This is a genomic window from Paenibacillus sp. FSL P4-0338 (genome assembly GCF_038002365.1).
Lineage (GTDB): Bacteria > Bacillota > Bacilli > Paenibacillales > Paenibacillaceae > Paenibacillus_AQ.
On the sequence record NZ_JBBOCG010000001.1, the window covers coordinates 503312 to 515597 of the forward strand.

Annotated in this window: 11 protein-coding genes and 1 tRNA gene; 10 read left to right on the forward strand and 2 right to left on the reverse strand. The window is 56.3% G+C overall.

The window, feature by feature from the left end; all coding sequences use genetic code 11:
- Positions 1–94 precede the first annotated feature (94 nt).
- Genes MKZ07_RS02140 through MKZ07_RS02150 form a run of 3 tightly spaced genes read left to right on the forward strand, consistent with a single transcriptional unit; the run spans position 95 to position 5992 of the window.
- Positions 95–1231 carry a glycosyltransferase family 4 protein gene (locus MKZ07_RS02140; RefSeq protein WP_076157606.1) on the forward strand — a complete coding sequence of 379 codons (1137 nt, stop codon included), beginning with the start codon at positions 95–97 and terminating at the stop codon, positions 1229–1231.
- 4 nt (positions 1232–1235) lie between these two features.
- On the forward strand, positions 1236–2720 hold the full coding sequence (locus MKZ07_RS02145) for a metallophosphoesterase family protein (RefSeq protein ID WP_341024214.1): 1485 nt from the start codon (positions 1236–1238) through the stop codon (positions 2718–2720).
- Positions 2717–5992 carry an AAA family ATPase gene (locus tag MKZ07_RS02150; RefSeq protein ID WP_341024218.1) on the forward strand — a complete coding sequence of 1092 codons (3276 nt, stop codon included), beginning with the start codon at positions 2717–2719 and terminating at the stop codon, positions 5990–5992. The genes MKZ07_RS02145 and MKZ07_RS02150 overlap by 4 nt, the downstream gene beginning before the upstream one ends.
- On the opposite strand, the gene MKZ07_RS02155 is transcribed toward MKZ07_RS02150, so the two are convergent.
- Positions 5979–7112, reverse strand: coding sequence for a YkvI family membrane protein (locus tag MKZ07_RS02155; protein ID WP_036695683.1), 1134 nt, complete (start codon positions 7110–7112; stop codon positions 5979–5981). The two genes, MKZ07_RS02150 and MKZ07_RS02155, sit on opposite strands and share 14 nt — an antisense overlap.
- 182 nt (positions 7113–7294) lie before the next feature.
- Here MKZ07_RS02155 and MKZ07_RS02160 point away from each other — a divergent pair, with 182 nt between their 5' ends.
- The 5 genes from MKZ07_RS02160 to MKZ07_RS02180 all read left to right on the forward strand — a co-directional run bounded on the left by MKZ07_RS02160 (position 7295) and on the right by MKZ07_RS02180 (position 10128).
- The gene (locus tag MKZ07_RS02160; RefSeq protein WP_036695682.1) at positions 7295–7864 is read left to right on the forward strand and encodes a xanthine phosphoribosyltransferase; all 570 of its coding nucleotides are present in this window, start codon (positions 7295–7297) and stop codon (positions 7862–7864) included.
- Positions 7865–7972: 108 nt separating this feature from the next.
- Complete coding sequence (locus MKZ07_RS02165) at positions 7973–8290, forward strand: hypothetical protein (RefSeq protein WP_036695681.1); 318 nt, start codon at positions 7973–7975, stop codon at positions 8288–8290.
- 131 nt (positions 8291–8421) lie between these two features.
- Positions 8422–8643 carry a hypothetical protein gene (locus MKZ07_RS02170; protein WP_036695680.1) on the forward strand — a complete coding sequence of 74 codons (222 nt, stop codon included), beginning with the start codon at positions 8422–8424 and terminating at the stop codon, positions 8641–8643.
- 19 nt (positions 8644–8662) lie between these two features.
- Positions 8663–9454, forward strand: a complete 792-nt coding sequence (locus tag MKZ07_RS02175) for an SDR family oxidoreductase (protein WP_036695679.1) — start codon at positions 8663–8665, stop codon at positions 9452–9454.
- The gene (locus MKZ07_RS02180; protein WP_036695678.1) at positions 9451–10128 is read left to right on the forward strand and encodes an AlkZ-related protein; all 678 of its coding nucleotides are present in this window, start codon (positions 9451–9453) and stop codon (positions 10126–10128) included. The genes MKZ07_RS02175 and MKZ07_RS02180 overlap by 4 nt, the downstream gene beginning before the upstream one ends.
- A 296-nt stretch (positions 10129–10424) precedes the next feature.
- Here the strand turns inward: MKZ07_RS02180 and MKZ07_RS02185 are convergent, their stop codons facing one another.
- A complete protein-coding gene (locus MKZ07_RS02185) occupies positions 10425–10883 on the reverse strand; it encodes a hypothetical protein (RefSeq protein ID WP_051493616.1) in 459 nt (152 codons plus the stop codon).
- A gap of 180 nt (positions 10884–11063) precedes the next feature.
- Between MKZ07_RS02185 and MKZ07_RS02190 the strand changes: the two genes are divergently transcribed.
- Both MKZ07_RS02190 and MKZ07_RS02195 read left to right on the forward strand, forming a co-directional pair.
- Positions 11064–11147, forward strand: a tRNA-Leu gene (locus tag MKZ07_RS02190).
- A 184-nt stretch (positions 11148–11331) separates the two neighbouring features.
- Entirely contained in the window at positions 11332–12195 is an 864-nt protein-coding gene (locus MKZ07_RS02195; protein WP_036695677.1) for a MurR/RpiR family transcriptional regulator, read from the forward strand.
- The last annotated feature ends 91 nt before the right edge of the window (positions 12196–12286 follow it).

Consider the following 12286-nt stretch of genomic DNA (forward strand, 5'->3'; position numbering starts at 1 on the left):
TGTACCCGTATTTATTATTGTACATATACACAACTATATCATAATTGCCGGCCTTCACCGTAAATAGGGCAATTGTAAAGGGAGATGTACCTATATGAACTTGCTGCAAGCGCTATTCTTCCCGCCGGAGCAGCCCGGTGGTGTATCTTCTATGATCCCTTATCTGCAGGAACGTTTCCGCTCGAGCCGCTGGGAGATGGATTTGTTCTGGCTGCCGAAGCGCATCCGGGGCAAGGGACGCGAAGACATCGTCTTCGAGACCTTCGACTGGACCGTGTACTTTGATAGTCCGGTTGTACAAAAATACATTCAGACCTACCGGGATTACATCTGGTGGACCAAGCTGCGCATGAGCAAAAATTATGATCTGATCCATGCCCATCATCCGATTGCGGGGCTGGCGATGAAGAGAATCTATCCTGATGTTCCCTTGATTCAGACGCTGCACTCCAGCTATGAGCGTGAATTGATTCTGAACGGGTTGATCCGCGAGGGGGGACCTGAGCATCAGTTCCTGGTCGCCATTTACCGGGAGCTGGAGCATGTGAGTGACCGGCTGATGACGGTTTCGCGTGCTTTTGCCGATTATATGACTCCTTATATTGAGCGGCCGGACAGCATCGGAGTGATCCCGAACGGATTCGACGAGAAGCGGTTCAAGCCTGTCCCGCATGAGAATGAGATTCCGCAGCTGGTCACGGTTACCCGTCTGGTGCCGGCCAAAGGCATCGATATTCTGTTCAAGGCCTGTGCTGAGCTGAAGAAGCGGGGGCATGAATATGTGCTGCATATTATCGGTGACGGACCGAGCCGGGCGGAGCTGGAGAAGCTTGCGCAGGAGCTGGGTATATATAATGAGACTATTTTTTACGGCTATACGCTGCATCCTGAGGAATTCATGCCGTTCTTCGATATCTTCGTATTGCCTTCGCGGGCGGAGGCGTTCGGTTCGGTATTTGCCGAGGCTGCGCTGAGCTGTCTGGCGCTGGTCGGGACTAATGTGGGCGGCATTCCCGAGCAGATTGAGGACGGGGTGAACGGGCTGCTGGTGAATCCGGATGATGAGTTAGGACTGGCAGATGCTCTGGAAAAAGTAATCTCTGACCCCGGCTACCGCTATGAGCTGTCACGCTCGGCTTGGGATAAAGCAAAGAGCCTCTATTCCCTGACCCGTGTAGCCAATGAGCTGAAGAAAACCTATCTGCAGTTTCAGCCGGGAATGAAGGGGTGAGGCTATGATTCCTTTTCGTTTCCTGCATGCAGCGGATCTGCATCTGGACAGCCGGTTCGCCGGTCTGTCCCATCTCCCGCAGGATATCCGCTCCTATCTCCGGGAGTCCACCTTCGCCGCCCTCGGGCGGCTTGTTGGCGTAGCCACGCTGCAAAAGGTAGATTTCGTGGTCATTAGCGGCGATGTCTACGATGTCTCGGATGCTTCGCTTCAGGGGCAGCTCCGGTTCCGGGAGGCTCTGGAGGAACTCGGACGCCACGGAATTCAGGTATTCCTGATCCATGGTAACCATGATCCGCTGGACGGCCCGCGTCTTAGCTCGGCGCCGCCTGCCCATGTTACGGTATTCGGCGGCAGTGAGCCGGAGCGTGTTACCGCCCGCCGCCGGGAAGACGGGAAGGAGGTAGCGGTGATCAGCGGCATCTCCTACCCGACCTCCAAAGTTACTGAGAATACCGCTCTGCGTTTCAGCCGTCAGCCGGGCAGCAGCCTGTTCCACATCGCTCTGCTGCACGGTAATGTGGAGGGAGATCTCCAGCATGAGACTTACTCCCCGTGTACCCGGAAGGATCTGATTGGCAGGGGCTATGACTATTGGGCGCTGGGGCATATTCATAAGCGGAGTATTCTGCATGAGCATCCGCCTATCGTCTATCCGGGCAACATTCAAGGAAGAAGCATTAAGGAGACCGGGCCAAAGGGCTGTTATACGGTTGATGTCAGTGCAGAGGGTGCAGTCCGGCTGGATTTCCATGAACTGGACAGTGTACGCTGGCAGGTCCGCGAGCTCTCGATTGAAGGGCTCACTGACGAGGCAGAGTGGACCCTGGCTGTAGAGAATGCAGTGGAGGATATCCGTAGAGAGACTCCGCAGATGATGTCTGTGGTCAGGTTCCGCCTGACCGGGCGGGGCGATATACATAAGGTGCTGGCTGAGAAGGGGGCGGCGGATGATCTGCTGACCGAGCTGCAGCGGCGGGAAACTGTGCGCGCGGTGCGTAAGGAATATGCGGGCTTGGTCTGGACAGAGGGCTTCTCCATCGAAACAGGACTTGCGGTTGACCGGGAGCACTTGCTTCTGGAGGACAGCTTTCTGGGTGAAATGCTGCGGCTTGCCGGACACAGTAGCGGGAATGCCGCAGAGCTGGACGAGCTGGTTGCTACTGCGCTGAGACCGCTGATGGAGAATCAGGAGCTGCGCAGGCTGCTATTATCCGTAGGAGCCGAAGAGAAGCAGGAATGGCTGAGAGGTGCAGCGGAGCTGGGAATCACCCTGCTGAGCGGACTGGAAGAGCCCGGCGGGACGCTGCTGAATGCTGAGGAGGCTGGCAAGGCGTATTCTGCTGAGGGCAGTGAAGCAGGGCTGGAAGGCACTGGACGGGCGCGGGAAAATGCGCCGGCGGATGCTGGCGGATGGGTGATGAGTAAGAACACTGCCGGGGATACCGGAGATAGTGATGGACAGCAAGACCGGGAGGTAGAGGAATGAAGATCGATTCATTGCGGATCGGCGGCTACGGAAGGCTGGCTCAGCGGGACATCGGACTGAATGAAGGGGTCACGGTTCTGTTCGGACGCAACGAGGCTGGTAAAAGCACGACCCTGCAGTTCATCCGTGCCATGCTGTACGGCATCCCCAGCCGGGGGAATCCGGCTGAACGGTACGAGCCGCTGCAAGGAGGGACGCACGGCGGAGTGCTGGAAGCAAGGGATGAGTCCGGTGCATTATGGACCATCCGCCGGTATGGTTCCGGCGGCGCAGGGCCGGGCAGAGCGGAGAAGCTGCATATTGCACTCCTCCATCCGGATGGCCGCACGGAGGAGCTGAATCAGGCGGAGCTGGAGCGGCGTCTGCTTGGCGGCATCTCCCGCAGCATGTTCCGCCAGCTGTTCGCTGTCTCGCTTGACGAGCTGCAGGAGCTGAGTGCCTTGCAGTCGGGGGAGATGAGCAGCTACCTGTTCCATGCCGGGATGGGCGGCGGCGGGGAGATTATGCGGGCCGAGAAGCGTCTGGTCCAGGAGGCCGAGAAGCTTTACAAGCCGCGCGGCAAGGTCCAGGAGGCGGCCAGGATTCTACAGTCTATCGGGAAGCTGGAGCAGGAGGTAGCGGAGAGCCGCTCTTATCTGCCGAGATATAACGGGAACACGCTGGCCCTGGAAGCTGCGGAGCAGCAGCTGGAGCAGATGAAGCTGGACCGCGAGCTCGCCGGAGCAAGGCTGATGAAGCTGCGCAAGGCACAGGACATCCGGGAGCTGTGGCTGAAATGGAGCGAAGGCCGGCTGGAGCTGGAGGAGCTTCCTGTGATTGCTTCATTCCCGGACAACGGGGCGGAACGCTGGAGGTCGCTTACAGCCGATCTGCGCAGCTTGCAGGGTGCAGGGTTCCGGCTGGAACGGCTTACAGCAGAGCTTACCGCAGAGCTTGCGGCGAAGCCGCCTGATCCTCTGCTTGCGGAGCAGGGGCCTGCGCTCGAAGCGCTGGACCGCAGCCGCAGCAGCTATGAGGACAAGCGGGCGGAGCAGCAGCGGATTCAGGCGGAGCTGACGGCCCTGCGGGAGCAGCTTGAACGCCTGCTGCGCAGCATTGGCGCAGGCTGGGATACCGCAGAGCTTGCGGGCTTCACCCCGGCCGCCGCGGACCGCGAGGCCGCGCGGCGTTACGCCGCCTCCTTTGCCGGATATGACCGGCAAATGGAGACCCGGGGCGCGGAGCTGCTGAGCCTCCGCGCCCGCAAGGCCGCCGCCGCTGCTGCGCTGCAGGCGGCCGAGCGCCTGCTGGCGCAGGAGCACGCCAGCGGCGCAGCGGACTTCGCGGGCCTAGCTGCGCGCAGCCCGCGTGAACTGGTGCAGCTCTGGGACGAGCTGCAGCAGGCCGCCGAGCGCTGGCGCGAAGCGCAGCTCGGCCCGGAAGGCGGCGCGTCAGCTCCGCGCCGCCAGGACACCGCCGGGGGCAGCCGCCCCGGCGATAACGGGCGCCGGGCGGCACGCTACCGGCGCTTCCTGCAGGCGGGCGCAGCGCTTACGCTGCTGCTGCCGCCTGCGCTGTGGCTGACCGGCGCACCGCCGGTCAGCGTATGGTCCGCGCTCGGCCTGCTGGCCGCAGCGGACCTGTGGCTCTGGGCCGCCCTGCGCGCAGCGGGGGCGGCGGGGTCCCCGCCGGAGCCCGGCGGCGGGGAGGCGGGCAAGGCCGCAGCGGAGATGCTGCGGCTGCGCGGGCTGTTGCTCTCCGGCGCGGAGCGGGAGAGCGGGAAGGCGTCCAGCCCTGACGCAGGCGGGCTGGAGGCCGGGATGCGCGAGCTGCGCCGACTGATGGAGGCCTGGGGCACCTGGCGCCAGCGCGTAGACCGGCAGGCGGCTGAGGCCGAGGCCTGCCGGACGGAGCTTGCGCAGCTGAGCGGACAGGAGCAGGTGCTGACCGGCGAGCTGGAGGAAGCGGAGGCCCGCTTCACGGAGCTGGCGGTACGCTACGAAGAATGGCTGCGTCAGCGGAGACTCCCCGAAGGGCTGTCGCCGGACGGCCTGCCGGATATCTTCGCCCTGGCAGAGCAGGGCCATGAGCTGCTGCGCCAGGAGGCCAAATGGTCTGCGCGGCTGAGCGGCTTGGCGGCGGAATGTGCGCTCTATGAGCAGGAAGGGTTGAAGCTGCTGGCGGCTGCTGGGACCGGACGGCTAGATTATATTCCCTTTATAGCTGAGCAGCACCCGCTCCCCGTCACCAATCCTACTACCCAGCATCCACCCGCCACTCCAGTTGATACCCGCCACCCTACCCCAGCCGCCCTCTTAACCTGGCTGGAGCTACGGAAGAGGGAGTGGGATCAGCTGAAGGCTGAGCTGCTGCGCGCAGAGAGTGTGGAGGCACGGCTGGCTGAAGTCCGGGAGGAGCTGGCAGCGAATCACAAGGAGCAGGCGGAATTGAACCTGCGGTGCTCGAAGCTGCTGGAGGAAGGCGGTGCTGAGAACGGAGAACAGTTCCTGCGCCGTTCCTCAGCGTGGTTGAGACGGATAGAGGTCACGCGGTCTGTGCGTCAATCGGAGCTGGCGATGTTCAGCGGATGGGATGACAAAGGCCGGGCAGAGCTGCTGAGTCTGCTGGAGCATCTGGACGCCAGGCGGCTTGCACAGGAGCGTCAGGCTGCGGAAGAAGCGGCGGCCGAGCTTGAAGAGGAGCGGAGCGCACTGCTTGAGCAGCGCGGCAAGCTGCTGCAGGAACGGGAAGCGTTGACAGAGCGCGGCAAGGAAGACACTGCCCTCCAGCAGCTGGAGGAGCAACGGGCGTCACTGCGTAATCTGGCGGGGCAATATGCGGTAACGGCACTGGCGGCCGAGCTGATGGGCCGGACGCGCCGGATCTATGAGCAGGAGAAGCAGCCTCAGGTGCTGCAGCTGGCCTCCGTGTATTTCTCGAAGCTCACGCACGGGGAATACCGCCGGATCGTGATGACGCTGGGGCATAAGGAGCTGAAGGCTGAACATAAGGATGCCGGACTGCTGGACAGCGGGCTGCTCAGCCGGGGAACCGCGGAGCAGTTGTATCTGGCGATCCGGCTGGCACTGGCAGAAACAATGAGCAGCAAGGTGAATCTGCCGCTGTTCTTCGATGATCTCTTCGTTAATTTCGATGAACACCGGCTTCACGCGGCCCTGGCTCTGCTTGGTGAGCTGTCGGCTTCCCGGCAGATCGTCATGATGACCTGCCACCGCCACGTCGCCGAAGCTGTGGTGGGTATCATTCCTGCTGCAGCAGTTATTTCCGTGTAGTCCGGATGGCAGGCTTGATGCTGACAATCGTGATCCCCTGCTTTTTGCCGCCCGCACCTCCTGTTGGGGGCTTGCCCTGCCCTGGCGGCGGAGATATGGGGGAACGCACGAGCATGACCACCCATATCAGACACAGCGCGCCGAAGATCGGGTAGAAGATGCCCAGCAGCGAGCTGAAGCCGAATTGGCTGAACACATAGCAGATCAGCATTAGCAGCGGGGCGACCAGCGCAGGGGCAACCGGGAGACGCTGCTGGAGCTGTACGCTTACACCGTAGATCCCCGCAACGAAGGTGCTGAAGATTTCCATGAAGATCAGCAGCAGAAAAATCATCTGCACCACCGGACCCAGCCGGATGGCGATGCTTCCCATTGGAATCTCGAACTGCAGGATGCCCGGCATCTGCGAGCTCATGGCAAAATGGGCCGCCAGCAGCATGAAACCGATGCCCGCTCCGCCCAGAATACCGCCGCGCACCAGCGCATGTTCATCATCCGTATGACGGGCTAGCGGAACCAGCACAGCCTGGGCCATGCCAAGGTTGAACGAGGTATAGAGCAGCGGAGAGATCCAGGCATTGATGCTGCTGTAATCCGTGGGCAGGAAGAGGAAGCGTTCGGCTCCCGCAACACCCAGTGTATTACAGACAAGGATCAGCGACAAAGTAAGCATCAGGGGCACCACCAGGCTGTTGATCTGCAGAATGCCAGAAATGCCGCGCTTCAGCAGCAAGTAAGATCCGAGGATAGTCAGAAGCAGCCCCGCCTGATAGGGAAGGCCGAGATGCTCCTTGAAGATCGCCCCGGCGCCTGCCAGCATGATGCTGTTCACCCCGATTAGAATAATCATGGTGAACAGGCTGATGATGGTCCCGGCCTTGGCTCCGAACAGGTGGCGGTTGAAATCCTCATACGAGTCCGCAGAGATTTTCCGGGCGATGATCATCATTTTGGTGCCCAGCCAGATAAAGAGAGCGGCAGAGAATAGAATCGTCAGCAGCGCCCAGTGGCCGTATCTGGTGAAAAAACGGAGGATTTCCTGGCCGGTAGCGAATCCGGCGCCGACAATGGTGCCGATATAAGTGAAAGCGATCTGTAATGTGCGGACATGTGACTTCATGCTTAGCCTCCTTATGAATGCTGCGAAGTTTATAATCGCGGGGCCTGCAAGGATATAGCCTTGTGTAGTCCGCATAGTACAGGTTATGATGAGGAACAGAGGGACATGACTTCCGCCTGGACGAACAGGTGCGATTTCGGTGGAACGTCTGCGATTATAAAGGGTAATGGAGGTTTACAATTATGGAATTATTGAAACAGCGGATTTTGGAGGAAGGCGTAGTCGTCTCGGATCAGGTGCTGAAGCTGGACGGGCTGCTCAACCACCAGGTCGATCCGATGCTGACGATGGAAATGGGACGGGAATTTGCCCGCAGATTTGCTGAGGCTGGAGTTACTCGCGTAGTGACTGTGGAATCCTCGGGGATTGCCGTGGCATTTGCCACCGCTTATGAGATGAAGGTGCCGCTGGTGTTTGCCCGCCGCAAAAAAACGCTGTTGGCTGATCCAGACGCACTTTGCGAACGGGTTCCATCTTTTACCAAAGGAATTGTTACGGACATTATGCTGTCCCGCCAGTTCATCTCGGAGGATGACAAAATCCTCTTCATCGACGATATTATCGCCAACGGCGACGCGGCCCGCGGCCTGATTAAGATTATCCAGCGTTCAGGAGCCGAGCTGGTGGGCCTTGGCATAGTGGTCGAAAAAAGCTTTCAGGCCGGCGCGCGCACGATCCGGGAACAGGGAATCCGTCTGGAATCCCTTGTTGATATTACCTCCCTTAATGACGGGACCATCGTTTTTGGATAAGGTGGAAGTGACAATAACAGGAACATAGCCTATTTTTGAAACATCTGCTTTCCACCCTATAAGTTTTCCTTTATAATAAAAATTAGACATGAGAGGGGAGGCGTCACAATGGGGAAAGAACCGGTGACAGAGCAATTTTTCATTGATAAGCTAACCGAGGCTAAGGATCACTTCGAACGTGCGCTGGATTGCAAACACACGGAGTTCGACGATTTGTATCCCTATATGATCGAACATCCTCAGTTTTTCTGGTACAAACGTTATGTTGCTTGGTCAGAGCTGTTGACAATCACAAGTTTGTGTGAAGAGCTGTCGTTCAATTGGAGACAGACATTCACAGAGCATCAGGTCGAATATCTGGAACAACGTGTGATGTCCGCTAAAGTTCTTGACTTCTGGTTTGAGAAGAATGAAGCGCTGATATAGGAACTTCATAAGACATACAGATTGCTTTTGAAAGATAACTAGACCCGGATGATTCTCATTTGGGTCTTTTTCATGACCGGATTCAGAGTTGAATTGGACAAGCTAAGCACAGAGAGGGGAGCAAGAATACTATGATCAGTGATGAACAACTGGATGCCTACCGGATTTCCGGTGAGCGGGTAAGAGTCGTGCGCGACGGGCTGGCGAGCAATGATATCAGAGGGATCGTGCTGGCCTGGGACGAGACCCAGGTGATGATCCGGCGTCCGAACAAGCATGTGGTGAAGCTGGACCGGAGATACTTGTATCAGCCGGTGAGCGAGCCCAGACCAGAAGCCTATACCTCAGAATGAGCGGAGAACGGAGGCCACGATGAGTCATCATAATAAAATAGCGATCGTCACCGGCGGGACGGGCGGAATCGGGCGCTGTCTCACCGAGGAATTACTGAAGGCCGGAGCAGTGGTTGCCTGCATCGATACAGATTCAGCAGCCGGACACTGGCTGGAGGAGCGGTATGGCACAGAGCGGCTGTTCTTCTATGCGGGCGATATTGCGCAGCAGTCCGTGCTGGATGATTTCACCGCACAGGTAATCAGCCGCTACGGACAGGTGGATTACCTTATTAATAATGCCTGTATCAGCAAAAAAGGCTTGTTGTCCGAGTGCAGCTATGAGGATTTCGAGTATGTGCAGCGGATCGGAGTGACAGCGCCTTATTATCTGACGCTGCGGCTTAAGCCGTATTTAGCCCAAGGAGCCTCTATTGTGAACATCTCCTCCAGCCGGGAGCGGATGTCGCAGCCGGATACCGAGAGCTATACTGCCGCCAAAGGTGGGATTGGTGCTTTGACCCACGCCCTTAGTGTAAGTCTAGCCGGTAAGGCTAGGGTGAATGCCATCAGCCCGGGCTGGATTGACACTACGGCTTATCACGGTACGGAGGAAACGCCGGAACCGGTTCATACAGAGCCGGACCGGCTGCAGCATCCTGCGGGACGGGTCGGAACTCCGGCAGATATCGCGGCTATGATGCTGTTCCTGTGCAGTGAGGCTGCGGGATTCATCACGGGCGAGAACATTACAATCGATGGCGGGATGGGCAAGCAGATGATCTACCACGGAGACGGGGGCTGGACCTTCCGCCCAGGAGGGCAATCATGAAGCTGCCGGTTATTAAGAACGCCGGGGAACTGGCCGTGCTGGTGCGGGAGATCGGGTACCTGCCCTTGTTCCGCTGTGAGATCGCAGGCTTCTCTCTGGAGGAATGCACACCTGCGGGCTACTGGTTCGTGAAGGATGTAATCGGCCCGTGGGAATGGCGCGAGGAGATTGCGGCCGGGGGCGAGATCGCTTATGCGAAGCTTTTTAACAAGAAGGCCGGGTTCATCAGCAGAGAATGGTATCCGGACTTCGCCAATTACCGCCGGGACGGTTATGATTTCGATGCCAGATATGATGACGGACTGGCCTCCATGGCCAGCAAACGAATCATGGATGTGCTGCTAGAGCATGAGGCAGGACTACTCTCCAGCGATCTTAAAGCGCTGTCCGGCTTCGCGGTCAAAGGTGCCAAAGGCTTCGACACAGCCATGACACTGCTCCAGATGCAGACCTACATTACAGCCAGCAAATTCGAGTATAAGCAGGACAAGCATGGCCGTCCCTACGGCTGGGGAATCGGCCGTTATGCTGTGAGCGAGCATGTATTCGGAGCAGACTATGTGACTTCACGTTACAGCGATCAGCCCGAGGCATCCAGGGAGCGGATCATGGAGCATACGGCCAAGCTGTTCCCGGAGGCCGGGGCGAAGCAACTGGAGAAGGTCTTGAAGTAAGTTCCCTCAGGCGTCGAACGAAGAGGCCGGGTTGCTGCTTGGGCCCAATGTATGCGAAAAATCGATTACAATTGCTCGCGTGGAGGTAGCTGGACCAAATATAATCGAAAAACCGATTACAATTGCTCGCGCGAAGGTACCTGGGTCACATGTATGCCGCCTGTACTCCAGACGACAAAGTCTAATCAAGCCGCTCACCCAACGTATCATATATTGTTCTGCACCCGCACCAAGAGCCTCGTCCGCAAAAGGACGAGGCTCTTCATGTCAGCAGTACATTCCACCACAAGGGCAGCTTAGATGGTCATGGCTAACTGTTCGGCTTGTTCTTCTCGGGGAAGAATGGAGGCAAGCTCGGCACCCAGTCCGAGGTAGGCGCGCATACGCTGCATCATCTCATTACGGAAGCCGGGCCATAGAATATGGATCTCGCCAACATAGCCCCGGCAGTTATACTCGGCGGTAACTCCGCGCTGATCCTGGCGCACAGTGTTGATCTTGAGCTGGTTCGCGGTAAGCTCGCGGGTAACCTCCTGCAGCATCAGGGATGTCTTCTTGGTAGCGCTGGATACCAGCTCCATGTAGAGCTGGGGAGTCTTGAACAGACCGCTCTTGCCGATGGCGCGGCAGTCCCGTTCAAATACTTTATGAATAAACGTTAGCAACAGATAGCTTCTGACCAGGGACAATTCATCTTTGGTTATATTCTCAGGGATTATTGGTGTATTTAGGGGGTGTCTCTTGGTAATCGCCATTATAAATCACCTCATTTATAGTATGCGAACCTTTGTTCTCATTATACACCGAATCCGCAAATAAAAGCAATATTTTACTTGCAATTTATGGATAGCAATTTACAATAAAATAAACTTGACTCCATAATTCTGGCATGGTAAGATCTATCTTGTGGCTGCGAAAGTTAGCCAACTGAATATGCGGTCATGGCGGAATTGGCAGACGCGCTGGCTTCAGGTGCCAGTGGTAGCAATATCTTGGAGGTTCGAGTCCTCTTGACCGCATTACCGTAAGAATGAATAAGCTCTTGAATCAGTCCTTTTGACGGTTCAGGAGCTTTTTTTGATTGGTTAGATCTGATTGATAATAAGAATTAGGTGTGCCAATATGGTTTTGCTATTGAAATAGGCCGCCTGTATTGTTTATGATAATATCTATGATATTCATTAAATCTTGAGTAGGTAGATTATGAATTTAAATGACAATATATTAATCAAGATTCGTGAAATGAGGGAAAGCTTTACTCCGGTTGAACGGCTGGTCGGGGATTATATTCTGGAAAACAAAGAAGAGATTCCCCATTTGTCCATTAAAGAATTGGCCCAATCGAGTAAAACAAGTGATGCCTCGGTCCTGCGGTTCTGTAAAACAATGGGCTACAGCGGATACCGCAATTTTATTGTGAGTATATCAGCTTCTTTGGGTTCCCGCGATGAGGATGCAAAGGCCCAATATACAGATATTCAGCCGGGTGATGATCTCTCGACCATTATTTCAAATATTTCACTCAATAACATGAAATCCATTGAGGACACACTTAGTGTGGTTGACCGGAAAGAGATTGCAAAAGCAGTAGAAGTGCTGTGCCTTAGCAAAAGAATTGTTTTCTTTGGCATAGGGGCCTCGGGAATCGTGTGTATGGACGGGGAACAGAAATTCTCACGCATTAACAAGATGTGTCATGCTTATACGGACGGCCATAGCCAGCTTACTGCAGCAACCTTGCTCGGCAAAGATGATGTTGCCATTTTTATTTCTAACTCTGGTGCAACCAGTGATATTATTGACGCCCTGATCATTGCCCAGAAGAATAAAGCGACATGTATTGCAGTTACCCGGTACAACAAAAGCGAGCTTGCAGTGCGGGCGGATATTGTTCTTAGCATATCTACCCCTGAAATAACGATCCGCAGTGGTGCCATGGGCTCGCGTATTGCTATGCTGACGATCATCGACATCCTGTTTGCCGGGGTTGCCAGTGCAGAATACGAGCAGGTAAAAACCTCTTTAACCAATACCCATAATATTTTGAAGAAAAAACTCAGATATTAAGTTCTGGGAAGCGCATGAATTTGGAAGAAGCATTGATCGGTCATCGGTCAATGCTTTTTTTAATAGACAAGAATTTATATGTTTTGGGGTC

What these genes read in the sequence shown, in the direction of transcription:
- MKZ07_RS02160 (WP_036695682.1), top strand. Translation starts at nt 7,295, where the DNA reads ATGGAATTATTGAAACAGCGGATTTTGGAGGAAGGCGTAGTCGTCTCG.
- MKZ07_RS02145 (WP_341024214.1), top strand. Translation starts at nt 1,236, where the DNA reads ATGATTCCTTTTCGTTTCCTGCATGCAGCGGATCTGCATCTGGACAGC.
- MKZ07_RS02195 (WP_036695677.1), top strand. Translation starts at nt 11,332, where the DNA reads ATGAATTTAAATGACAATATATTAATCAAGATTCGTGAAATGAGGGAA.
- MKZ07_RS02180 (WP_036695678.1), top strand. Translation starts at nt 9,451, where the DNA reads ATGAAGCTGCCGGTTATTAAGAACGCCGGGGAACTGGCCGTGCTGGTG.
- MKZ07_RS02140 (WP_076157606.1), top strand. Translation starts at nt 95, where the DNA reads ATGAACTTGCTGCAAGCGCTATTCTTCCCGCCGGAGCAGCCCGGTGGT.
- MKZ07_RS02155 (WP_036695683.1), bottom strand. Translation starts at nt 7,112, where the DNA reads ATGAAGTCACATGTCCGCACATTACAGATCGCTTTCACTTATATCGGC.
- MKZ07_RS02170 (WP_036695680.1), top strand. Translation starts at nt 8,422, where the DNA reads ATGATCAGTGATGAACAACTGGATGCCTACCGGATTTCCGGTGAGCGG.
- MKZ07_RS02175 (WP_036695679.1), top strand. Translation starts at nt 8,663, where the DNA reads ATGAGTCATCATAATAAAATAGCGATCGTCACCGGCGGGACGGGCGGA.
- MKZ07_RS02165 (WP_036695681.1), top strand. Translation starts at nt 7,973, where the DNA reads ATGGGGAAAGAACCGGTGACAGAGCAATTTTTCATTGATAAGCTAACC.
- MKZ07_RS02185 (WP_051493616.1), bottom strand. Translation starts at nt 10,883, where the DNA reads ATGGCGATTACCAAGAGACACCCCCTAAATACACCAATAATCCCTGAG.
- MKZ07_RS02150 (WP_341024218.1), top strand. Translation starts at nt 2,717, where the DNA reads ATGAAGATCGATTCATTGCGGATCGGCGGCTACGGAAGGCTGGCTCAG.